Consider the following 23,750-nt stretch of genomic DNA (forward strand, 5'->3'; position numbering starts at 1 on the left):
ACTGACAACTGACAACTGACAACGAACAACTGACAAATGACTAAACAAGTAATTGGGATTGATTTAGGGGGAACAGGGATTAAGTTAGGGCGGTTTACGGCGGATGGAAATTGTTTACAGTCTTTATCTGTGGATACGCCCCAACCTGCAACACCAGAGGCTGTATTATCTACTATTGTAAATGCGATCGCTCAAGTTGACCCCAGCAATGAAAGTGTTGCAATTGGTTTAGGAACTCCTGGACCTGCTGATGCTGGGGGACGCATTGCCAAAGTAGCTATTAATCTCGCTGGATGGCATGATGTACCCTTAGCAGATTGGTTAGAAGCCAAAACTGGTAAACCCACAATTTTGGCTAATGATGCTAACTGTGCTGGTTTAGGAGAAGCTTGGTTAGGTGCTGGCCGCAATTTCCCCAACTTGATTTTACTAACTTTAGGAACTGGGGTAGGTGGGGCAATTATTCTCGATGGTAAATTGTTTGTGGGACATCAAGGTGCAGCAGCAGAATTAGGTTTAATTACCTTAAATCCTGATGGTCCAATGTGTAATAGCGGTAATCAAGGCTCTTTAGAACAATACACTTCTATCTCGGCTATCCGTCGCCGCACAGGCAAAGAACCAGCAGAATTAGGCGTACTTGCCGAAGCTGGTAATCCAGAAGCTTTGACTTTTTGGCAAGAATATGGTACGAATTTAGGGCTTGGTTTAACCAGTTTATTATATGTGTTGACACCCCAAGCTATTATTATCGGTGGTGGTGTGAGTGGGAGTTTTAAGTTTTTCTTACCTTCACTAAAAGCAGAAATCGAAAAACGAGTTTTACCCACATCCCGCACAGGTTTACAAATTCTCCCCGCAGCACTCGGAAATACAGCCGGAATGGTAGGTGCTGCTAAGTTAGCATTCGGAATAGTTGATTGTTGACTGTTGCTCCTTTTGCCCCCTGTTCCCTCCTGCCTCCTTCTAAAAGAATTTTACCCAGTATAGAAATTGTGTGTTTTGGTTATAAGTTTTCCGAGGGGTTTAAAGGCAGAAGAAGCACTGACAACCGACAATTGAGAACTAGAAAACTTTCACTGGTTTGGGTGTGCTGTTGGGAGAATGGGCTTGAGAAATTGCTGCGGTCATAAATCCTTTAAATAAAGGATGGGGTGTATTAGGGCGAGATTGAAATTCGGGGTGGAATTGACAAGCGATAAAGAAGGGATGTTTGGAATATTCCACAATTTCCACTAGTCTACCATCGGGAGATGTGCCACTGACCAAATAACCAGACTCTAACAACTGATTGCGATAAACATTGTTAAACTCATAACGGTGACGGTGGCGTTCATAAACTATTTCTTCTTCATAAAGTTGGAAAGCCAAGGTATTGGGAAGTATCCGACAGGGATAAAGCCCTAAACGCATTGTTCCGCCTAAGTCAACTACATCCTGTTGTTCTGGTAAAAGGTTAATAACTGGATCATCCGTATATGGATCAAATTCCGCACTGTTGGCGTTAGGTAAACATTCGACATTTCTCGCCCATTCAATGACGGAACACTGCATTCCTAAGCATAACCCTAAAAAGGGAATTTGGCGATCGCGGGCGTATTTAATCGCGGCAATTTTCCCATCTATGCCTCGACTACCAAAACCACCGGGAACAATGATACCATCAACGCCGGACAGATATTTGTCTGCTGATTCGTTTTCTAAGCTTTCTGAGTTTACCCAACGTAACCGCAAATCGCCGTTAGTCGCAATAGCAGCATGGCGCAAAGACTCGACAACGGAAAGATAAGCATCACTTAAACGGACATATTTACCAACAATGGCGATTTCAACGCTGTATTTGGGGTTATACATCCGTTCTATCATGGTTTCCCACTGTTTTAAGTTGGGTTGCCGTTGTTGCATTTGCAGTAGGTCGAGAACTTGTTCCGCTAATCCTTCCCGTTCTAAAATAACTGGGACTTCATAGATACTGCGGGCATCTGGACTGGTAATGACACATTCTACAGGTACGTCGCAAAACTCTGATAATTTTTGTTTCAAGCCCAGAGAGATGGGGCGATCGCTCCGACATACTAAGATATCTGGTTGAATGCCAATTGATCTGAGTTCCTTAACAGAATGTTGCGTGGGTTTAGTTTTCATTTCTCCCGCCGCAGCAATCCAAGGCAACAAAGTAACGTGCATATATATAACGTTGCGCTTTCCTACTTCTTTCCGCAGTTGGCGAATTGCTTCTAAAAACGGTAGTGATTCAATATCACCCACAGTTCCCCCAATTTCCGTAATTACGGCGGAGGGACTAGTTTCTTTAGCAACCCTAATAATTCTGTCTTTAATTTCATTGGTAATGTGAGGAATTACCTGAACAGTACCGCCGTTATAATCTCCTCGGCGTTCTTTATTAATTACTGACTGATAAATTAAGCCAGTAGTAACACTGTTTAACCGAGACATGGAAGTATCAGTAAAGCGTTCGTAATGTCCCAAATCTAAATCCGTTTCCGCACCATCTTGAGTGACAAAAACTTCCCCATGTTGAAAGGGACTCATAGTACCAGGATCAACGTTAATATAGGGATCAAGTTTGAGGATGGAAACTGAATAATCCCGTGATTTGAGCAAACGTCCTAGACTTGCTGCTACAATTCCTTTACCAATACTGGAAACAACGCCCCCAGTTACAAAGATAAACTTAGTCATATTATTTTCAATTTTTAGCAACTTCTAAAATATAGATTGCGTCTCCACAGAGGAGAATTTGTGTAGACAATTTTGGAGGCTTGTATACGGGATATATTTTACCCCATGACTGAATTTATTGATTCGAGTCCAACGTATTGCCACTGTTACATTCATTTTTAATACCATCTTGGCTATTGTGCCACACTCCCTATTCTGAAATCTTCTGTGTTTTACCGTGAAAAAAGTCTTAGAATTAGTAATATTTAGTTTTTTATCTACCTCCTCCGTTGCATTCGCACAAGAATCTCTTTTAGTAGTTTTCCCCCCCCAAAACTATCAAACCAGCACAGAAAAAATATTTTTTATCGGTACTGCACCACCACAAGGGCAAGTTTTTATTAATGGTACGCTAGTTAAACGTAGTAAAGCGGGACATTTTTCTCCTAGTTTTCCTTTGCAGTTAGGAGAAAATTTATTTAAAGTCCGTTATCAGAATCAAGAACGAGAGATTAAGATCATCAGAAAATCTAATCTACCTGAATTACCCCAAGGGTTAGGGTTTGCTATAGGTTCTTTGACTCCGATGGCTGATATTGCCAGATTACCAGGAGAATTAATTTGTTTTAGTGCCATTGCACCACCTCAAGCTACTGTCTGGGTTAATCTGGTTAATCAAACTGTTGCCCTTTTACCCCAACCTGCACAGGCACAATTACCTCCTAATTCAAGCATTTTGACAGGGTTAAACCAGCCTAATTTATCTAGTCTTACCAAATATGAAGGCTGTACAACAGTCGCAAATGCTCCTGATTTAGGAAAACCAAGATTTAATTTACAACTTAATGATCAAACAATAACTCAAACTGGTTTAGGTAAAATCGAAATTCTCTCCTCAGCACAGTTACCAGTTGTGGAAATTGCATCAGAAATGGGCGTTACCCGCACTGGACCGAGTACCGATTATTCACGACTTACACCATTGCCAAAGGGCACTATTGTAACTGTTACAGGAAAAGAAGGTGAATGGTTGCGCTTAGATTATGGTGCTTGGATTAATAGCAAGGAGACCAAAATTATATCAGGTGCGGTTGCACCACAAACAGTTATTCGTAGTGTGGGATATCGGCAATTGACTAACGCAACAGAGATTCGTTTCCCTTTGGAAATTCCTGTACCTGTGAGTGTGGAACAGGGAAATAATTCCTTTAGTGTCACTCTTTACAATACCATCGCTCAAACGGATACAATTCGCTTGGACGATAACCCCCTCATTTCTCGCCTAGATTGGCAACAGATAAGCCCCAAGCAGATTAAATATACCTTTAACCTCAAAAAACTTCAACAGTGGGGTTATAAGCTGAAGTATGATAAAACAACTTTGGTTTTAACTTTACGACATTCACCTAATCTAGAACACAGAAAACGACTACCTTTATCTGGTATCAAAATTTTACTCGATCCAGGCCATGGTGGTAAAGAATCTGGTGCTAGTGGTCCAACGGGGTATTTAGAAAAAGATGTGAATTTGATTGTTTCTAAATTACTGCGAGATGAGTTAGTGAAGCGCGGTGCTAAGGTAGTGATGACAAGGGAAGATGATCGGGATGTGTCTTTGGTGGAACGTCAGGTGATAATTAATAAAGAAGAACCTGCGATCGCTCTTTCTATTCATTATAATTCCTTACCGGATGATGGTGACGCAGAAAACACCAAAGGATTTGGATCTTTTTGGTATCATCCTCAATCCCACAGTTTAGCGGTATTTTTACATAATTACGTAGTTAAAAAACTCGGTAAACCTTCTTACGGTGTATTTTGGAATAATTTAGCATTGACTCGTCCTCATATTGCACCTGCGGTATTATTGGAATTGGGGTTTATGAGTAGTCCTAATGAATTTGAGGAGATAGTTAATCCTCAAGCACAGAAGAAAATGGCGAATACTTTAGCTGATGGGATAACTCAATGGTTTAAAGGCATTGAACGAACCACAGAGGCACAGAAGACCCAGAGGTAAGATCAGTTTGGCTAGGTGTCAAAATATCGCCGAAAACGATTGTCAATTTTATCAGTTTTTTGTTGATTGCAAGTTAAACAAAGAGTTTGTAAGTTACTAATATCGTTTTTTCCCCCACGAGATAAGGGGATAATATGATCAATGCTGAGGTGAGTTTCTTGGGAAATTTTACCGCAGCTTTGACATTGATATTTATCTCTTTGGAAAACGTAGGTTCTCACCTCTGGAGGTATGGGAATACGTGGGATTTTATTCATAATGTAAATCTCCACAAATCCAAGTTAGAGGTGCTAAATTCATCAGTGAATTTTGGGGAAAGTCTTCATAAAATAAATGACAAGTTCCACGAAAGAAGGAAAATGGATCTGTAGCTAGTTTTTTATATTTTAGCTTTAATAATTCAGGGTTGCGTCCGTTGTTAAAGTTTTCAATTCGGGTTTTGATGTTGTTTGACATAGATTTATATTTTCTGACTCAGGATGTGGAGGATTTGATGATTTACAGGATATGAGTTACAATTGATTCAACGAATTAACCCAGCATTTTTAAATATATCATAGGGTGTAATTCAGAAGTGTTGAATCCTGCAATAAAACTTTACAATGTTTGGGTTTTAGCCAGGTAAAATCCCTTGTCTATTGAGAATAGAGTCATTAACTGCTCAAATTGGGTATCATCAATGCCAATTCACAACTTGGACAATATCATCAAAATCTTAACATTCAACACTTCTGAAACAAAGTCTATCTGTATAGACCAATTTATTTATGATGTAGCTTCATTTTTTCTCGTAAATCATCAAGAGGTGATTCTGGTTCTTTTATTTCTGTTTCTTCAATTTCTGGTTCATCTGGACAAAATTCTAGACAAACTTTCATTCTTAATTTTCCCTCTTGCCAATTTTTACCAGGTTTTAAAATCTGACAATCAACACCATTACTTACCCAATTTTCAGGTTTTTTAACCGATGGTAAAACACGACTATTTATAGATTTTAGTTCATGGTTTAAATGGTTTAAATTACCATTATCTAAAATTACTTTTGATAAAGCTATATCTAATTGACTGGCCTTTAAAATATAACCATCAAAATCAATCACAACATCACCTTCATCAGAATCTAATATTTCAAACTTATCTTCCATTTCTTTCTTCCTCTGCGTTCTCTGTGTCTCTGCGGTTCGTTAAAAAAAATAAAATTAAGTGAACACAGAAAAAAACCTGCATTCACCGAAAACATTATACCTCTTCCTCCCCAATTATCGGCAGTAAATGTTCATATAACTGCATTACTTGTAAACAGCTATTAATTCCCAAAACTGCTGTATTATACTCCTGAATTTTAGACTCAACTTGACTCAACAAACGTTGATTATTAGCAATCTTCTCCTCAACTTCTTGTTGCAAATTCTTTTCTAAATAAGCACGCGCATGAGTATATTGTTGTAATATCGCATCTGCTTGTTTTTCCCCCATTGGTAACAACTGAGTTTTGATAGTTTGGTTGATAGTTTGACGGAAAGATTGACGAATAGTGTAAGAAACTTTCGGTTCAAAATCTAACTTTAATAATTGTCTAATTGCAGGTTCAGCTTCAACTATACTTTCTGCATCATACGCTTGAGAAGTTTGTTCTAACACTTGTCGAAATTGATAGATAGAAAAAGTTCCCTCATTGTAAAATCTGGGACTTTCGCGGACAAATCTATCACATTCAACACTAGCAGCAGTTACCAAAGCTTGAGTAATCAGTTTTTCTATCTCTTTTACCTGTAATTCAATTCCTCCATCATTACCCAACAAACGATATAATTGACGGTAATATTCAGATTTTCTAATTGTCTCCATTAACTGTTGGAATAAATTAGCAATCACTTGTTGACAAGACTCTATTAAAATGTCCTCTAATTGATTGGATAAATAATAAAAAGCTTCCACCAAAATAGCTAATAAAGGTGCAGTTGCATTTCTGGGATGACTCAAAGTTGCACGACGATAAGCATCAGCTACAGAAAATGTATCTAATAATTCATCAAGACGACGAATCATTTTTGATTGTAACTGTCGAAAATCATTTTCAAATTCCTCACAATGATTATTAATAATTTTGTTGACTTCATCATTAATATGTTGATGAAAATCTCTACCAAGCTGTTGGAGTTGCTGATTTAATTTTTGCAACTCATATTCTTTCATACTTTCAATTTCTCGCGGTTGACTATCTAGGTTAATTTGCACACTTTGATAGTATTTTTTGAGTTTAATACAAACATCTTCTAAATCATCTGCAAGATTTTTGAATAACTGGGGACGTTTTTCTTCTGTGAGATAGCGGGTAATTGAACTGCGAAATTCTTCAATTCCGCTATCTTGAATTAGTTGGTTAATTAACGGTGTTCCCTGTTCGCTTAAAATTCTCACATAGTTTTCATTGGGAGTTTCAAAACCGTTGAGAGAAATTCGGAATTGACTAGGAGAAAGTTTCCCAGCACTGACACAATAATTATTGAAAGCATAAATAAATTGTGGTGTTTCTTCTTTCCCGTCTAAACCTTTAACACTTTCTGCAAAAATCGAATCTAAACCGAATCTATCTAATCTCGTTGTTTGTTTCAGTTGACTCCCATAAAAACCTAGTAAACCACTGGTTTTATAAACCCTCTGACTATCTCGAAATTGTCCATTAATTAAATCTTCTAATCTTTGTCGCAACTGGTTGTTATACCAAGTTTCATCAATGCGATTAAAGATATAAAAAACTCTGTCTCTAATACCTGAATTTTCCCGCATTGTTTCCAATAATTCTGTTTCTTCCTTTGTCATATCTCCTGCGGATGCAGGTTTGAGAACACAAACTACTGCGGATGTATCTGGATGTTGAATTTTTTGATATGTTAATTGTGCATCTTTCTCGACTGGTGCATCAATTCCTGGTGTATCAATAATAATATTACCATCTTCTAAAAGTGGATGATAACAATAATATTCAATCCGTTTTAGAACCGCGCTATTACTACCTCTTCTTGCATATCCCGCAGCTTCTTTAAGGTTAGTAAAATTAAACTGTTCCATTGAATAAGTAGCATTAGTTGTAGTATAAATTCTATCTCGATTTGCTACATATCCTGCCAATAACAAAATTAATGCTTTTGCTTGTTTTGCACGTTCTGATTTACTTTCTCCACCTTCTTGTTGAATAATCACTTCACAACCTTGATGTAATAAATCAATTACATCTTGTTTGTTGATATTATCAACAGTATTAAATCCCAATTGTTGACACAAAAACACAGCTTGTTCTCTAATTTCTGCTTCACTCAAAAATGTTAAAACTACTCTTTCTTCATTTGCTGGTGCATACTCAATTTTACATTCTGTACCCGTTGCGTGTCCTTCTGCACTATATAATAATTCCCTCTCTAATAGTGCATTGATCAACATTGACTTACCAGCACTAAAAGCACCTGCAAAGACAATTTCAAATCTGGGAGAAATTGCTTTATCTAAAGATATCTGCACAGATGTAATATCTTGAGAACGCAAAGCAGGTTCTTGGTGTAGCAGTTGGAGAATTGTCTCTACTTGTGATTGCAGTTGCTGACATTGGGGTGCTAAGTTTGACATAGTAAGTAGTAAACAAAGTTTACAAGTATTGTAATACTACTTGTTGCTATTTAGCTACATCATACCCAAAGCACCACGAGTCACACCTAATTGATTTTGCAACTTTAATTTTTTCCAAAGTTCAAAACCTGTGATTTCTCCTTGCAGCAATTGTTGATAATAATGTATGGTTTTCTGCACTTGTTCTGGTGTCTCATTGAGAAATTCAATTCTCAAATGTTGTAAGCCCAAACTAATTAATCTTTGGACGTATTCTGCTCCAGTTTGTGCAGTAGCGTTATATACCGTATTTCTACATCCTGCATCCGCTTTGAGGATGTGTTCACTACCTACTCTATCTCTAAGTTTTACTTCCTGTTTTTCACAAGGTCTACCACAATTGGTATAATCTGTTCCTTCTGATAGAAAAGCACAAAATACGCAGTGTTCCATGTGAAACATCGGTATATGCTGATGTATTGTTACTTCAAAATGTTGCGCTGGGTAGTTGGTAATTAAATCTTCAAGTTGATTAATATTTAAGTCGTAGGATGCTGTTAACCGTTCTAAATTAAATCGTTGTTTAAAGTAATCTGCGGTTAAAGGGTTAGCAATATTTAAAGAAAAATCAGCAATACATCTTTCACCTACAAAATATTCTAATTGGTCATAATTTCTGATTAAATAACCATCAGCACCAGCATCTTTAACTTGTTTTAAAATCCAATTTTCCCCCGGTTTAGTTATTCGTGGTGGTGTAACAAATATACTTGCAGAATTTTTTGATTCCCTGAATATTTTTACGGCTTCTCCATAATTACGCGGATTTTCCAATTCACAGTATATTGTTTGAATATCTGCGGTTAATGCTGCTTTTAATTGTTTAATATTTCTGACTAAAACTATCAGGGAAGGTGTAGTAGAAATTGGAGAAGATTCAATATTTAGTAAATCTTGCCATTTTCCATGATGATTTAACTGCCAAAGTTTGGGTTTAGTTCTTAATTCTTCTAATTTTGTCACTATTTCCCGACGCATTCGGTTTAATTCACTTACAGGTAACATAATATTACCGTTGAGATGATTATTAAAAGAATCTAAATAAAAAGGTGTATTTCCTAAACGCCCAAATTGTTCTTTTAACCTTTCTGTAGAAAGAGGTTTGGTATGTGCTTTTACTATCAATATTTCTGATTCTATTTTGACGATATTACCAAGTTCATCCTCAGCTATAGCTATTAATTTTTCTCCAATTTCTCCATATATATCTATATTAATAGGTCTGGTAAATTGGGGATTTTCTCCTCCATAACTTTGACGAATTTGTTTATCTAATTCTGGGTCACTAGTTTTCCAAACTTTATCACCTATATGAATTTTTCGCAAATTCAAATTATCTCTACCGAAAGTTAAAATTACCTCTTTTCCTTTAGGGATAACTTCATATATTCTTCCCCCTTCTTCCTTCGTTTCTGGATGACCACTATCAAATACTACCCCATCACCAGGTTTAACGGGTGCTTGCAATTTCAGAGTGATTTGTTCATTGTTAATACGGGTAACTTCTCCTAAATAAACACCGCGTTTTTTGCCGAAGTTTGCGTGAACTAATTGTTGATTATTTATGCCTTCAAACCACCCTGTATAAAGTCCGCGAGAAAATGCCATTTCTAAATTATATTGGTCTTTTTCTCTCACTGTAATATTTTTTTGTGGAGATTTTTCATGTAACGTAGCTACATTAATTTTATCTAATGCTTTTCTATAAACTTGAGTCACATTAGCAACATATTCCGGTGCTTTTAAACGTCCTTCAATTTTTAAAGAAGTCACTCCAGATTTTACTAATTCTGGTAAAACTTCTAAACCTGCTAAATCTTGAGGACTAAGTAAATATTTCCGATTATCTAAATTAACAACTTCACCATCTGCAATTAAATCATAAGGCATTCTACAAGCTTGAGCGCATTCACCTCTGTTCGCAGAACGTCCTCCTAATGCTTCGCTGGTTAAACATTGTCCAGAATATGCGACGCACAAAGCACCATGAACGAAAACTTCTAAAGGTAAAATAATATTTTTTGCGGATATTTGTTGTTGAATTTTATTAATTTCTTTGATGGAACATTCCCGCGCTAAAACTACTAATTGACATCCTAAAGATTTGGCAAATTCTACCCCCGCAGCACTGGTAATAGTCATTTGGGTTGATGCGTGAATAGGAAAGTCCAGAGAAAGATGACGAATTAAACGACAAATCCCCACGTCTTGAACGATAAGAGCATCAACACCAGCAGAAATGATAGTTTTGAGGTATTGCTGTGCTTCTGTCAGTTCCTGGGGAAAAATCAGGGTATTCAGAGTGATATAACCTTTGACACCCCGCAAGTGCAGAAATTCCATTAATTCGGGTAAGTCTGCAAGGGTAAAATTTTGCGATCGCATTCTGGCGTTAAACTTATCTAAACCAAAATAAATCGCATCTGCACCATTTTCGACTGCTGCTTTCGCGCATTCCCAGTTACCCGCAGGTGCTAGAAGTTCGGGGAGTTTGGTTTTTGTGGTGGTGCTTGTCATTTCGGTTAAGTCAGGGTTTACATCAGTTTATAGATTGTATCTAAGTTGGGGGGTGATTGTGGGAAAATAACACGGTTACAGAATTTGATGAATATTCTCAACCACCTGCTCAATAAAATTTACTGCATCACTAACCATTAATTCATCTATATTCCAGCGATTACCTAAACCTAATGTAGGATCTATAATCTGCCTGATGGGCAATTTTGTTTCTACGATCTACAATCAAAATAAGTTGCTGTTTTATCTGGTTAGCTTGTTTAACATTCCCACTGATTTTAATAGCAATTTCATCCCATAATTTTTTATTTGATATGTACCTAATTGCATCAGCAATAGAGCAGCAGTAGCTTGAGCTTTAATAGAGTTATGCAGAGAAATTAAATCCCGAACACGCTGAATACTCATACGAAATTGATCAAGGGCTTACTGCATAACTGGATGATAGTGCAATAATTTTATCTGCTAAATCGGAAAAAATAGTTTTAAATTCTTCTTGCTGTTTTTTATTAATTTCTGCTAATATACCTTGCTGGTTTAATTGTTCAGGCGTAGGTGCATAAACTGGTGTAGCGTGTTTTTGTGATAGAGCAATTAAACTGTTGGAGCTAGGAATTTTGGTTATGGTAAAACTACAATTTATACTCTGTTCACTATAAACTTGATTAGGTAATAATAAATTATTTTTCTCCAGAATCGGTTTTAACTTATTCGTAACAGTGTTCTCTATTTTTTCTATCCATGTTTGAAATGCTTTTGTTTCTTTACCATTCATAATTCTATAGTTTTGAACTATAGTACCTAAAAATTTCAACCTAAATTCAGGAAATGGATAAGTAGCTTCCTTTAATATGGGGTTTGCGCTGGCCATTCTTGTCCAAGCACACCATTTTGGTAATATTCTAGATAGAGAATCAATCGCCATCACAGATAAGAAATCAGCAGTCGTAGGTACTAAGAAAAAGTCACTTGTCATCAATAAGTTTTGATTGATAGATCCTAAACTTGGACTCATATCAATTAAAATGTAGTCAGCATTAAATTTCTAGGACTTACGCATTGACAGGATCAACCAAATATGAGGTATGGGTTTCGGGCATTTTAACGTGATTTTTTAATTATTTTTGGGCGATAGCGAAGCGCTGCTGCAAGCAGTTCGCTATTGATCGGAAGTTAATCGCCAAAAGCCTGAAACGACGGATTTTCGTTCATGCACATCATGGTGAATTTGTACAGTGCGTAAGTCCTAATTACTTACAGCTATTTTCAGGCGAATAAACCACATTTTGATTGAGGTTTCGCGTCAATAATGTAGGGGTGAAGCATTCGGACAATTAATTATCGGTTTTTACCCAAGACTGTCATCCGAATGCTTCGCCCTGACCGTGGTCTAAAGACATGAAAACTGCTGTAAATATAGTCTATCAAAAATAAATATACACTCTGCACCTATAAAAAGCAGATATGCAGAACTATTCCGCTCAAGCACTAAAAAAGCGGGCTGTAACCCCGCTATTAGTTGATAAAATATTATGTTCTGAAAATGGCTCAGGTCAGATTTGAACTGACGACCCCAGGCTTATGAGTCCCGTTATAAAGCCAACTATATCAAGAGATTCAGGTTGTTACATTCTATTTCATAGTCAACTAATAGTCAATACCTTTATTCCAAAGGACTTATACAACCCCCCTTGAGGTAAACTTGACACTGTAGAGAGCAAAAGTGAAGTGACAAGTGATTTCATTTAACTTACCTGGTAGATGTAATCTTATTATACCCACGTTAGTAAGTAAAATCTCACTATAAAAAGTACATAAATCTTAACATTACCCTAAGCAGCCTTGATACCTGAAAACTAAGGAAATAACTGCTTCTATAATTTTCACAGCATATCATCCCCTTCTTGACAACCTAATTACACCCATGCTATTGTCTAAAAGGTTGCAATCACTACATAACCCAAGGGTTGATTGTGATTAACCATACTTGCTTTGTACTAATGACAAGAGAAATCAGGGTATTATGAACAAAAGCACTATTTTACTATCCTTTATAATCTTGATGTGGTTAGGGGGTTGCAGTATGATTAATCTTATTACTACAGAAGAATACCCAGATCCTTATACTGGGCAGCCAGTACGTGTACAGAAGCGTTATTTAACATGGGAAAAGGGAGTTGCTGGGGGTATTCTTATGGGTTTAATAGGAACTACATCAGCCCTATTGAAAGAAATGTAAAAAGTTAAATTTAGTTTTTAACCCCTCATTACATTGTTACCAATAAAGCTGATGTGTTGTGGTATCTAAGGAAACTACAGCCACAGATTTGTTTGGGTAGATTGATTGCCAAAATAATTAATCATAATCACTAAGTGAGAAGAGAAAAATGGCAAGTTCCGCAGACAAAGTTGAAGCAGAATATCTGTACAACGAGGGTAATGTTAAAGTCCGTCTGGGAATGTTTGAAGTTGCCTTATCACTATATGATAAAGCTATTTCCCTTGATGCAAGCAACCCTATGTACTTCAACAACCGTGCTTCATGTCTTAAGAGAATGGGTAGAGTACAAGACGCAATTAAGCAATATGAACAAATTCTGCAAAGTTTTCCTGAATATGGTAAAGCATTGCTCTCTATCGGAAGCACAAGTATTGAAATAGGGAAATATGAAGATGCTGTTTCTGCTTATAGACGATTTTATTTTGCATATAAGAAAGGGCAATTTGCTTTTAACCCTGTATTGGGAGGAATAGATCAAACTGTTTATGGACAAGACCCTTTGGAAACAGCAATACTCACATCAATTAACTATTTATCAAGAGATCAACAAGCACTGGCAATACAAGCTATTAGACAGGCTTATTTAGCATTTAGGTTGCTTGAGGATCATTATGAAAGCGAATCAAATAAAGAAAAATCTGTACAAGAACTTGAACCAACACCTTTAAATAATACAATTAATGAAACCAATGAAACTTCAGTATCAACTTATGACTCATCAGCAGTAGCTAATCAATATCGTCAAGATATAGTTAAAAATAATGTCCCTGTAAGTGATTCTAATAAGCAAGAAATTCCCCAATCACAGAATATTTCTCAATTGTCTAGGAAAGTAATACCTGTATTAGAGATAATAATACTGCCTATAATAGGCATCTTACTTAAAACAGATAACAACCCTTTTATATCTGGTATAGGTCAAGGTGTATTGATCGCTTCAGTAATGAGCTTCATAAATTTATTTAACAATACTAAACCTGAAGCAAAAGACATTACAGAATTAAATTCTTCTACAAGTTTCACTGTTACAGACAAACCTGAATTATTAAATATTCTAATACTTCAATCTCCCATTAGATACATTTTTCTTTGCATTATTACAGGAGGTTTATATATTTATTATTGGTTCTATAAGCACTGGGTTTTTATTAAAAAATTACAAAATTTAAATATTATTCCTGTATTATGTGGAGCTTTTCCAGGCATAACTATATATTCATTAACAAAACGTATTTTTGCAATAGCAAAAGAAAAAGGATATTTAATCAACAGTAAGCCAGTTGGTCTTTTCTTTATGCAATTATTTATAACGATGACAATAGGAAGAACATCTGGAATACCTGGTTTAATACCATTACTCTTTACTTTTTACCCAACTATATACATTTATGATTCTCTTACTTACTATGCAAAAAAAACTCATCCCAATTATCAAGAATTAGGTTTTTTCTCAGGAGGAATGATTGGTTGGATAATTCTTGGGATAATTATCTGGAGTTTGATGATTATAGGTTCTTACAATTAACTTTACACATAACTAAAAAAGGAGTATTCATGACCTCATATTATGCTTTATTCGTACAAAGCTATTTACAAACTGTAGATAAAAATAATTTCCCTTATATTCAGGCATCAGTAGAAGGGAAATTAAGATTAGATGAGTTTATATTTGATAAAACTAGTCCATATCAAACAACTAAGTTATATAAGGAAGCTTTCAATAACTTTCTTTTAGGAGGTTATGGGGCTGACCTTGCCATGAATCAAATTATTCAACTTACAGAAGAGTTTCGTAATGATAGATGGAAAATATGTTATGAATTTGGTTCATGGTGTGTAAATACTTATAAAGATGACCCCCATCCTTTTCATGAAGAACAAGGTATTGATTTTATTTGTAAATCACTTATTTATGTCATGGCAAAGGGTTCTCCTATTCAGTTTACCAAAGAGGAAAAAGATTATGTTTTAATGAGATTAATGTTACCTATTCACAAAATGAGTCCTATCATGGCTGAGAAGATAACAATTAAAATTATGGAGATTGGAAGGGGCTTGGAAGAATTTATTAACGTTACTAGATTAATAAACTAAGCAGCCCTTAACATTGAGAACTCAGGTACTTCCTGTTCCTCTTCACCCCACAAATCATCACCATAGATATTAGCATTTCTCCTTCTCTTCCAAGCATAAGCAGCCAAAGCTAATGCCATCACACAATCAGTAGCCAGTCCTTTATCATCCAGTTTATAGAACCTTAGCTCAGTCTTGAGTTGCTTTAACCTGTCCTGCTCATCATAAGGAATTACCAACTTAGATTTCTCCACCGCACCAGCCAAGTTACTCAACATTAAAGTTTTGTGATTATGCTTTTGATTTTTACCAGGTTTCTTAGTGCTATTAATTGGTATACATTTCTCAGCTAAATCAGCAGTTAATTCCTTCTCCAATGACTCCTTCAAATACTGTCCAGCCAGTGCAGTAGAATCATAATAAAGTTCACCAGGGAATTGATTTAACCTACGCTTGATTCTCTCAATACAGCCATTTTGATCAAACAAAGGAGTTTTGCTAATCCTTTCAAAAGCAACAATTCTCAACTCCCTATCAATAAACTGAAGTGTGATCAGAACTGTACTATCACCATTAGTAGAACCAGCCACATCTACCCCAGTAAAGAACTGTGAACCTGGACCACCTTTAGGTAGGTATGGTAACTGTAAACTAGCACCATGTTCAGGTAAACAATGTCCTGTAACTGGGTCATCATAGGGGAAGAAACAAATATGCTTTTCACCCTTTTCAATAGCTTTATCTAGATAATTACCCGCAAAGAAAGTAGCCCCATAATTAGCAAATTTACCATAAACTTCTTCTCTGACTTGAGCTTGAGTCATGTTCACCATGTTTGACCTGATTATTTCTTCAGGGTTAACAGGATTATCAAACTGACTGAACTCAGCAATGACTACAGATTTATCTTGTTTAAGTCTCCTTTCCTTAAACTCATTCCACATTTTCCTAAAGTAAATAGCACCCTGTCCAGCAGTATCACCTTCACCTTGCGGAGTAGAAATAAAATATTTACGTCCACTAACTTCAGTACCCCTAACATTTAAAATCTTCATTCTCAAATGTTCAAGAGCATATTCAGAAGCAGACTCATCCAAGGTGGCTATATCTAAATAAAAACCTAAAATAAACCTACCTTTTTGAACAGTAGCTTGAAACCAAATAATACTATTAAAACAAGTTTCTATAAAAGGTTGCTGTCCATCAGAAATGTGTTTAATGAAGCCTATGCTGGTCAGGAAGGGGCTATCATTAACTAGGTTGATAATTTCATCCTTAACCAATTTTGCTTGCTTTAAAGAAGGCGCACAGTTAATTGATTGAAACCTTTTACTATAGTCACCATAAAATACAGAACTGTTAGGTCTTTTTCTATAAAATAAAAACCATAAGTGCATGAGAGCAGTAACAAAAGTTTTCCCACTTCTAGACCCTGCTTTTAATACCCCTTCCTGAGCATTTACAGCTTGTCTCAACCATTGTCTCTGTTTAGGATGTCCTTTGACTATTGCACCTGTTTCAGGATGTATTCTTTCAACTTCATTTAAGTAATGGTTTACCTTTTCACCAAGGAAATATTTAACAAATAAAACAGGGTCATTAGCACCAGCAATAAATTGATATCTCAATGTTTCTGACTTAAGAATGCCCTCTAAATCAGAAGGGATAGAGTTAAAATCCATTAGTCATCATCTCCTAACTCATATTCAATTTCCACATCTGCTGGTTTAAGAGCAAATAATTCATCAACCTTAGTTTCAGGATTAGATGTTAGGTAGGCTTTAACTAAATCTTGGATTAATTCTCTGGGATCTACACTTAACTGTTCATACAAAGCCTTGAGTGTAAGTTCATTTTCATTCTTATCTCTGAGGTCTTTTCTGGTTTTTAAAGTAGCATTAATCTGAGCTTGGTGAATTTGAATAACTTTAGATAAATCAGTGATAGCTTTACTCAAACCATTGATGTTATTGGTAATTACTTCCGCTTCTCTGGGAGAAGAATTCGTTAGAGAATCACTTAACTGGATTGCTGTGTTATACCTTTCTATTAACTCTGATTGATGGTCAATAAGCCTACCAATCATGGCATCAGACAGCATAATGCTATTGTCTAATAAAGTTTCTTTACTGTAATCAGTCGCTAACAACTGCTTTCTTTCCTTGGCAGATAATGATTTAATTGCTCTCATATTTTCTTGTTTAACTAATTTAGAATGTAGACCGTGTGTGATTCTAGCTTTGGCTGCTTTACCCCCATGAGTAGCACAACAGTTATAGCCAATCATCAAATTATTTTTACATTGTGTTCCATCTTTTTTAATAACAGGACACCTTTGAGGTTCAGGTCTTCTACCTGATTTATATCTGTGTTTATAAACTGCACTATTTTTATAACTTTCACTAGGGATATGTGACATTAACACTAATAAAAAAACTTACATACTAATAGTGTAATTGATAAAATAAAGTTATATGTGTACTTTATTTTTAAAATAGTATGTTAGACAATCAGCAAAGCAAAGTTACCCCAAGTGTTGAGACTAAAAGTTCAGAAGAGCATATTTATGGTATCTATAACAGATATTTAAAAACAGGTAATGTAACTTTAATTGAAATAATTATTTTACTTGTAGCCTTTGGCAGTTTAGCTTTAAGTTGGTTTAACCATTTAAAACTACTAAAAACTCCACTTAGCAATGCAATTACTTATTTAACCAATAATCATCTACATGAGGTTAGAGAAATAGAAAACATCCTATCAGAGATGTTAGCAGTAGCTCAATGTCATAGAATAGCAGTAGGCTTATTCCATAATGGTAAATCTGTAGGTAAACATCACTTTAATAAAATGAGTGTATTTTATGAAGTAGTAGCTCCTGGTATAACCCCACTAAAAGATGAACTTCAAAATATATCACTTTCTAAAATATATGATGATATAGAAAGTAGTAGCGAACAAAGCTTTATTAAAGTTTCAGCAGAAGATAAAAGTTTAAAAACTAGATGTGTGATGCACTTAGACAGTATTGGAGTCAAAGAATTATTATCTAGATTATTGGTAGCTTCCAATAAAGGTATCTATGGCATCATCCAACTACATTGGGTTGAAAATACCACAGAAAACATATTAGAAAATCCTGCAATTGTAGCTCAATTAAATAAGCTATTTAACAGGTTAGTTTCTTTAATAGAGGAGAATCAATAATAACTTTATGGAGCAATTTCCATTACTGTCAAATAATTAAGTCCAACATTACTAGTTACACTAGTTCCACTGCCAAATAAGTTTAATGTAAGTGTATAAGTTCTGGTAGCTGTATTTACAGCAGAAATAAATACACTAATAGGCACTGGTTCAGGATAAGCATCACTTCTTCTGCCAATATTCAGAATTGAACCAAATCCAGTAGTTCCATCATTTATTTCAAGATTATAATAACAAGTATTATTTGTAACAGATTTTACTACATTTGCTAGTGAGCCTATTATATGAAGAGTTGAAGTAGCACTGAGAGGAGTTATTGTAACTGCAAGTCCTGTACTTTGCCAGTTTCCAGTAAAGCTAAGTGTCCAAGGAGTGTTACGAGTAGCCCTTGCTACCTGTATTACTTTACCTCCACCAGAAGCAGGAGTAGTAGGTTCATATCTGCTATTTGCAGTGCTGTAAACTAATACTTGTCCATTTGTAGGAGTAGTGGTGTGTACATTTACTCCCTGAATTCTATTTGCATTCCATTGAGCAGTAGTGTTTCCTACTTGGGCAGCAGTAACAGAATGTGGATTACTTGTATTACCAGTATGAGAAGTTAAGTCACTACTAGAAGCTGCTCCAAGGGCTGTTAAGGCAGCAGAAGCAGTAGTAGATCCTGTACCACCTTTAGCGATAGAAAGAGTGCCTGCAAGGTTTCCTAATGTCAAATTAGCTTCATTTACATCTATATCTACTTCAGAATTAGTTGTGTCATCTGTAATGGATATTTTATTAGAGCCAGCATTTACTTTTTTAAATTCTAAATTGACTCCAGTTTTCTGTTTATAAATACCTACACCAGCAGTACCAACATTAGTGGCTGTGTTAGCTTCTCCACTACCACCTCCACCACCAGAAACAGTTTCATTAATCCATTTACCAGTGGAGTCATCATATACAAGAGACTGACCATCAATAGGAGAAGTAATAACTACATCCCCTAACTCAATTAAATTATCAGGTCTAGCATTTACTAAAGTATCTACTTCAGTTTTAGTGTATGTAGTTGACTGGTTAGCTTTACTAGCTAAAAGTCCATCTGTTTCAGTTTTAGTATAGGTTGTAGTTTGGTTAGCTTTAGCATTTAATAAAGTATCAGTCTCAGTTTTACTGTAAGTTGTAGCTTGGTTAGCCTTAGTGTTTAATAGGCTATCAGTTTCAATCTTAGTATAGGTTGTAGATTGATTAGCCTTAGCATTTAATAAACCATCAGTTTCAGTCTTAGTATATGTAGTTGACTGATTAGCTTTAGCAGCTAACAAAGTATTTGTTTCAGATTTACTATAGGTTGTAGAAACATTTGCTTTAGTATTTAATAAGCTATCTGTTTCAGTTTTATTATAATAATTAGTTAATTCTGAATCTCTAGTTATTGCATCAGGAATTTGAGTATCAGGAATTTTACCCCCACTATCTAAAGTAGCGACACCAGAAGCAATACCTTTTTCAGTTGTAGGAATTGCTCCTACTTGGGCTGCTGTAGTGCTGTGAGGATTAGATGTGTTTGCAATGTGATTGTTAATAATAGTAGATGTATCTACATTTGTACCTTGAGCTATTAAATCCCAATCTAATGCAGTTGGATTAGGTTCTTCACTTGTAGTTTTGTTAGCCCTGTAACTAGAACCATCATAAAATACTCCTTCATTGCGTCTATAAATCCTAGCATTATCCCAATCACCTAACCAGATAACAGAGATACCATTAACAGTAGGAATAGGACTAGAAAGAGTGCTTGGATTAATTTCTATAGCCATATATTAATACCCCTTTAAAGTTCCTCTGATAAAGACTTGTGTGTTAGCTTGAGTGCCTATAACTTCTACTTTGATGACATTTGTATTAACCAATGAATAGCTTTTAACAATAGTATTATCAGTAGTCACAGTACCAACATTCTGCCAAGTAAGACCAACTAATTCTTTTAATATAAAGCTGACATTAGCAGTAGCAACAAGTTCAATATCCAATCTCTTATATTTTGCAGTGTCAATGAAAACACCACTGTAAGTTTGTACATTTACAATAGTTGGAATACCAAAGGAATCATTATCTAAATCTAATTGGAATAAAGGTACAGTGTCTTCTAATTCTGTTTGGTAATCAACCAAGTAGGAAACAGTAAATTGTCCTGCTGAAGTCCATGCACCATTGGTAGCAGTCTTTTCAATTAATACAGCTTTATCTTCTAATTCATATTGCCTTTCAAGTTGCCTTAATTCAATAGCAGTTAATCTTTTCTGATCACCAATAGTTAAATCTTTCTGTTCTTCCCTAGCAATTAAAGCTAACTTATCTTCTAAGCTATCCTTACAACAAGTTTTAGAAGCTCCACCCGCTATTAAATCTATAACATCTTGTTGAGTCCAGAATTCAGCAGCAGTTAGTGTAGCTAATTTGTTAATAGTAATATAAGCCCTGAGATGTAAAAAATAATCTGTTTGTGCTTTTTCTATTAATTCTCTGTCTCTAGTAATAGAAGTACCAGAAGCAGAATCATATTTAACTACAGGGTCATTTACAAAGTAATATTTAACTCCAAATCCTATTAAGTTCCAAGCATCAATCACATTTGCATCTAATGAGGTAATAGCTCCACTAGATACAGTAGATGTTATGTCAGTTAAACCCTTAGATTGAAGATCAGAAACTACAAATAATGTAAGTAAATTAGCTCTGTTACTATCAACAATGCTAGTGGTAGTGTCATTTAACGCAGGGCGTACATAATTATTAAAGAAATTAGTCCAAGTAATTGAGACTGGCATAATTTTAAATTATCCTATTGGGAAATCTTTTTATATAATTGATAATAGTATTTTTAGATAAAGCTTGAATCCCACCACTACTAGCAGTATATGGTTGGTAAGTCATGTTAGCAGAAGTAACTCTAACATTTACATTATTATTAATTCCTCCACTTACAAATTGATAAACTTCTAAAAGATTAAATAAAAATAATCCTGACTCATCATATTGAAAATAATCAAGAGTTCCAGCATAAGTTTTAGAAGAACCTAAATCAAAAAAATAACTTGCAATAAAAGGGCATTGTCTAAGTCTACCCCATGAAGCATCAGGATAAGTATTAGGATACCAGTAAGTAGGACTTAACTGAGTTATTAATACTTCGCTGTCAAACAAACTAAATAAAGAATTACTAGTTATAAAATTGTTATAATTGCCAGCTAAAGAAGCACTTTCAGTTGTGTAACCTGGAATGAAATAAGCAGGGTAAATAGTAGCACTACCTTGTATAGTGCAAGTAGCATTATCTACATTTATGGTTACTGCACCAGCAGTTTGTAAAGTATTTTGAAAACTTGGATAAGTTATAGTTGGAACATAAACTAAACCAGAAAACTGATTAACAATTGATGATATTGATAAATCTCTTTCTAGTGATTTATATCTTTCTAAATCTGAAAACATAATTTTACAGGAGGGAATTACCCCTCCAATTTAATTAAAGGTTACTAGGAACAGAATAGCTAGTAGCATTCAATTGGAGAACTGCTACAGCACCTCTATGATTTGGTGCATAACCCCAGCCATCAGTCATGATTGTATTTTCTAAAGCAAAGCTAGATTTAACATCAGTTTGTAATCCAGCTAAACTAGCAACAGCAGGAATTCTGCTTAGGAAAGGTGTTTTGTTACTTCCACCATCAACCCCACAAGAGATTGCGTAACCAACAGGAACTATGGGTGTTTTGATAATAGGAACATTGCTAATGAAACCTACCAAACCTTCCCAAGGAGATAGCTGTCTCATTCTGTCATTAGAAGCAGCACCACTAGCAATTTGAAGGTTGCGTCCAATTTGGTTTTCTGCTGGTACAAAACCACTCAAAGCTTCCAGAGTATAATCATAGTCACTAACCCAGATTTCTAATTGCTTGTAGCCATGATGTCTAATTTTATCAATTAGCTTTGAACGTATCTCAGCCACAGTAGGAGAGCCAGCACTAGCAACAGCATTGTAATGTTGTAAATCACCAGCTACAAAACTGTAACCATTAACAGCAGGTGCAGCAACAGAACTATCACTATTGTAAAAAGGAATAGTAGTTGTTTGATACTTGTTAATGCTGTCAATTACTGTGCGGCTACTGTTAGTAAAAATAGCTTGACGTAATGCAGAGAACCTAGCTTTTTGGAAAGAGGTTAATTTAGCTTGTACATAACCAGCTAACTCATCAGAAGTCATTAGTTTTACTGCTCTACTGCTGAGAGTAAGTGCAGTCATAAACTCTTCATAAGGAATTTCTTGAGTGTAATCCCAAACAGTATTTCTAGAAGTAGGACGTGCTGATTCAGTTAAGCTTTCAAGAGTTTCCCCATCATAATATTTGACAACTTTCTGAGGAGTATTAATTGCTTCTACCAGTGGACCAAAAAACCTAGAGTTCATGTCACCATAAAACATCATATCCTGGTCTAATTCTCTCAGGATAGATACAACAGATTGATTGTCAATAGTTACTAACTCAGCATCATTGGAACTAAGTTCACCAAAATAAGTAGTGTTATAAGTCATATATTTTTAAATAATTAATTATTTGAATTAAACAGAAATTTTAACTTTATTAGCAGTTAGAGCAATCCCAACTTTCTTAGTTCCTGTACCTGCAACAATACCAGCAGCACCAGCATAAACAACAGTACCAGGAGTAAGGGCTAAGGAAGTACCTTTGTTTTCAATAATGCAGTCACTATCTACTGCTAAAGAAGTACCTGCTTTGCGAGAGTATCTAGCCACTCCCACAGGTTCAAGAGAAGCAGTACATAGAATTGCTAAACCTGAACTATTAATAGCTACCACTGCACCTTCAGGAATGTCTACTGCTGTAATTAAGTTAACAATAGAACCATCTAAATTAGATGAAGCAATAAATCTATAAAGGACTGTGTTGTAAGTTACGTTTTGCATATTTTTAAAATGTATAAATAGATAAATTAAATTTAATATCCACGCCAAGCTTTTACTTTGCGTTCTTCTTCTGTAGAAGTTTTGTTAACAGATACCCCAGGTTTTGTAACCACAGATTTACCATTAGTATTTTTAGCTAAAGCAGCCTGTAAAGCATTCTGAATCTTTGGAACTAAATTCTCTTTTAATTCTGCTTCCAATGATTGCTGCTTATTTAATAAATCTGCTTCTATTTCTTCTTGGGTACTACCACTTGGTTTTATCCCTAGAAGTTTAGCCATTCTTTGAAAGTCAGGTTTAGTTTTAGCTAATCAGTAAACCAAAAAGTT

At 35.4% G+C, this 23,750-nt stretch carries 23 protein-coding genes and 1 tRNA gene; 6 read left to right on the top strand and 18 right to left on the bottom strand.

Annotation, left to right across the window (positions count from 1 at the left end; all coding sequences use genetic code 11):
* Positions 1 to 36 precede the first annotated feature (36 nt).
* Positions 37 to 927, top strand: coding sequence for an ROK family protein (locus tag CUN59_RS17990; protein WP_104389140.1), 891 nt, complete (start codon positions 37 to 39; stop codon positions 925 to 927).
* A gap of 138 nt (positions 928 to 1,065) precedes the next feature.
* Here the strand turns inward: CUN59_RS17990 and pyrG are convergent, their stop codons facing one another.
* Positions 1,066 to 2,703: a CTP synthase gene (pyrG, locus tag CUN59_RS17995; RefSeq protein WP_104389141.1), complete on the bottom strand. Its 1,638-nt coding sequence runs from the start codon at positions 2,701 to 2,703 to the stop codon at positions 1,066 to 1,068.
* 217 nt (positions 2,704 to 2,920) lie between these two features.
* On the opposite strand from pyrG, the gene CUN59_RS18000 reads away from it, so the two are divergent.
* On the top strand, positions 2,921 to 4,702 hold the full coding sequence (locus tag CUN59_RS18000) for an N-acetylmuramoyl-L-alanine amidase family protein (protein WP_104389142.1): 1,782 nt from the start codon (positions 2,921 to 2,923) through the stop codon (positions 4,700 to 4,702).
* 11 nt (positions 4,703 to 4,713) lie between these two features.
* On the opposite strand, the gene CUN59_RS18005 is transcribed toward CUN59_RS18000, so the two are convergent.
* From CUN59_RS18005 to CUN59_RS21530, 9 genes are all read right to left on the bottom strand, one after another.
* The gene (locus tag CUN59_RS18005; protein WP_104389143.1) at positions 4,714 to 4,959 is read right to left on the bottom strand and encodes an HNH endonuclease; all 246 of its coding nucleotides are present in this window, start codon (positions 4,957 to 4,959) and stop codon (positions 4,714 to 4,716) included.
* Entirely contained in the window at positions 4,952 to 5,158 is a 207-nt protein-coding gene (locus CUN59_RS18010) for a DUF2252 family protein (RefSeq protein WP_104389144.1), read from the bottom strand. Before CUN59_RS18010 ends, CUN59_RS18005 begins: the two co-directional genes overlap by 8 nt.
* 305 nt (positions 5,159 to 5,463) lie before the next feature.
* On the bottom strand, positions 5,464 to 5,847 hold the full coding sequence (locus CUN59_RS18015) for a KGK domain-containing protein (protein WP_104389145.1): 384 nt from the start codon (positions 5,845 to 5,847) through the stop codon (positions 5,464 to 5,466).
* 94 nt (positions 5,848 to 5,941) lie between these two features.
* Positions 5,942 to 8,326 carry a dynamin family protein gene (locus CUN59_RS18020; protein ID WP_104389146.1) on the bottom strand — a complete coding sequence of 795 codons (2,385 nt, stop codon included), beginning with the start codon at positions 8,324 to 8,326 and terminating at the stop codon, positions 5,942 to 5,944.
* A gap of 54 nt (positions 8,327 to 8,380) precedes the next feature.
* The gene (locus CUN59_RS18025) at positions 8,381 to 10,882 is read right to left on the bottom strand and encodes a U32 family peptidase (RefSeq protein WP_104389147.1); all 2,502 of its coding nucleotides are present in this window, start codon (positions 10,880 to 10,882) and stop codon (positions 8,381 to 8,383) included.
* A 75-nt stretch (positions 10,883 to 10,957) separates the two neighbouring features.
* Positions 10,958 to 11,086, bottom strand: coding sequence for a hypothetical protein (locus tag CUN59_RS22380; protein ID WP_279327317.1), 129 nt, complete (start codon positions 11,084 to 11,086; stop codon positions 10,958 to 10,960).
* 39 nt (positions 11,087 to 11,125) lie between these two features.
* Entirely contained in the window at positions 11,126 to 11,290 is a 165-nt protein-coding gene (locus CUN59_RS21780) for a hypothetical protein (protein ID WP_207765441.1), read from the bottom strand.
* A gap of 10 nt (positions 11,291 to 11,300) precedes the next feature.
* Positions 11,301 to 11,897: a P-loop NTPase family protein gene (locus CUN59_RS18035; protein ID WP_104389148.1), complete on the bottom strand. Its 597-nt coding sequence runs from the start codon at positions 11,895 to 11,897 to the stop codon at positions 11,301 to 11,303.
* Positions 11,898 to 12,426: 529 nt separating this feature from the next.
* Positions 12,427 to 12,489, bottom strand: a tRNA-OTHER gene (locus CUN59_RS21530).
* Between the two features lie 476 nt (positions 12,490 to 12,965).
* Between CUN59_RS21530 and CUN59_RS21535 the strand changes: the two genes are divergently transcribed.
* From CUN59_RS21535 to CUN59_RS18045, 3 genes are all read left to right on the top strand, one after another.
* Positions 12,966 to 13,121 (top strand): hypothetical protein, encoded by a 156-nt coding sequence (locus tag CUN59_RS21535; RefSeq protein ID WP_165790223.1) that lies wholly within the window; start codon positions 12,966 to 12,968, stop codon positions 13,119 to 13,121.
* Between the two features lie 148 nt (positions 13,122 to 13,269).
* Positions 13,270 to 14,688, top strand: a complete 1,419-nt coding sequence (locus tag CUN59_RS18040; protein ID WP_104389149.1) for a tetratricopeptide repeat protein — start codon at positions 13,270 to 13,272, stop codon at positions 14,686 to 14,688.
* Between the two features lie 29 nt (positions 14,689 to 14,717).
* Positions 14,718 to 15,257 (top strand): hypothetical protein, encoded by a 540-nt coding sequence (locus tag CUN59_RS18045; RefSeq protein WP_133164048.1) that lies wholly within the window; start codon positions 14,718 to 14,720, stop codon positions 15,255 to 15,257.
* On the opposite strand, the gene CUN59_RS18050 is transcribed toward CUN59_RS18045, so the two are convergent.
* Complete coding sequence (locus CUN59_RS18050; RefSeq protein ID WP_104389151.1) at positions 15,254 to 16,918, bottom strand: hypothetical protein; 1,665 nt, start codon at positions 16,916 to 16,918, stop codon at positions 15,254 to 15,256. The genes CUN59_RS18045 and CUN59_RS18050 overlap by 4 nt on opposite strands.
* Positions 16,918 to 17,655 (bottom strand): hypothetical protein, encoded by a 738-nt coding sequence (locus CUN59_RS18055; RefSeq protein WP_104389152.1) that lies wholly within the window; start codon positions 17,653 to 17,655, stop codon positions 16,918 to 16,920. The genes CUN59_RS18050 and CUN59_RS18055 overlap by 1 nt, the downstream gene beginning before the upstream one ends.
* An 80-nt stretch (positions 17,656 to 17,735) precedes the next feature.
* Here CUN59_RS18055 and CUN59_RS18060 point away from each other — a divergent pair, with 80 nt between their 5' ends.
* Entirely contained in the window at positions 17,736 to 18,443 is a 708-nt protein-coding gene (locus CUN59_RS18060) for a hypothetical protein (RefSeq protein ID WP_104389153.1), read from the top strand.
* 5 nt (positions 18,444 to 18,448) lie between these two features.
* Here the strand turns inward: CUN59_RS18060 and CUN59_RS18065 are convergent, their stop codons facing one another.
* Genes CUN59_RS18065 through CUN59_RS18090 form a run of 6 tightly spaced genes read right to left on the bottom strand, consistent with a single transcriptional unit; the run spans position 18,449 to position 23,702 of the window.
* Entirely contained in the window at positions 18,449 to 20,245 is a 1,797-nt protein-coding gene (locus CUN59_RS18065) for an autotransporter outer membrane beta-barrel domain-containing protein (RefSeq protein ID WP_104389154.1), read from the bottom strand.
* A 3-nt stretch (positions 20,246 to 20,248) separates the two neighbouring features.
* The gene (locus CUN59_RS18070) at positions 20,249 to 21,256 is read right to left on the bottom strand and encodes a hypothetical protein (protein WP_104389155.1); all 1,008 of its coding nucleotides are present in this window, start codon (positions 21,254 to 21,256) and stop codon (positions 20,249 to 20,251) included.
* Positions 21,257 to 21,260: 4 nt separating this feature from the next.
* Positions 21,261 to 21,920 (bottom strand): hypothetical protein, encoded by a 660-nt coding sequence (locus CUN59_RS18075; protein WP_104389156.1) that lies wholly within the window; start codon positions 21,918 to 21,920, stop codon positions 21,261 to 21,263.
* A gap of 34 nt (positions 21,921 to 21,954) precedes the next feature.
* Positions 21,955 to 23,028 (bottom strand): hypothetical protein, encoded by a 1,074-nt coding sequence (locus CUN59_RS18080; protein ID WP_104389157.1) that lies wholly within the window; start codon positions 23,026 to 23,028, stop codon positions 21,955 to 21,957.
* 27 nt (positions 23,029 to 23,055) lie between these two features.
* Positions 23,056 to 23,421, bottom strand: a complete 366-nt coding sequence (locus CUN59_RS18085) for a capsid cement protein (protein ID WP_104389158.1) — start codon at positions 23,419 to 23,421, stop codon at positions 23,056 to 23,058.
* Positions 23,422 to 23,453: 32 nt separating this feature from the next.
* Positions 23,454 to 23,702: a hypothetical protein gene (locus tag CUN59_RS18090; protein WP_104389159.1), complete on the bottom strand. Its 249-nt coding sequence runs from the start codon at positions 23,700 to 23,702 to the stop codon at positions 23,454 to 23,456.
* Positions 23,703 to 23,750: the final 48 nt, after the last annotated feature.

This window comes from Cuspidothrix issatschenkoi CHARLIE-1, from assembly GCF_002934005.1.
Lineage (GTDB): Bacteria > Cyanobacteriota > Cyanobacteriia > Cyanobacteriales > Nostocaceae > Cuspidothrix > Cuspidothrix issatschenkoi.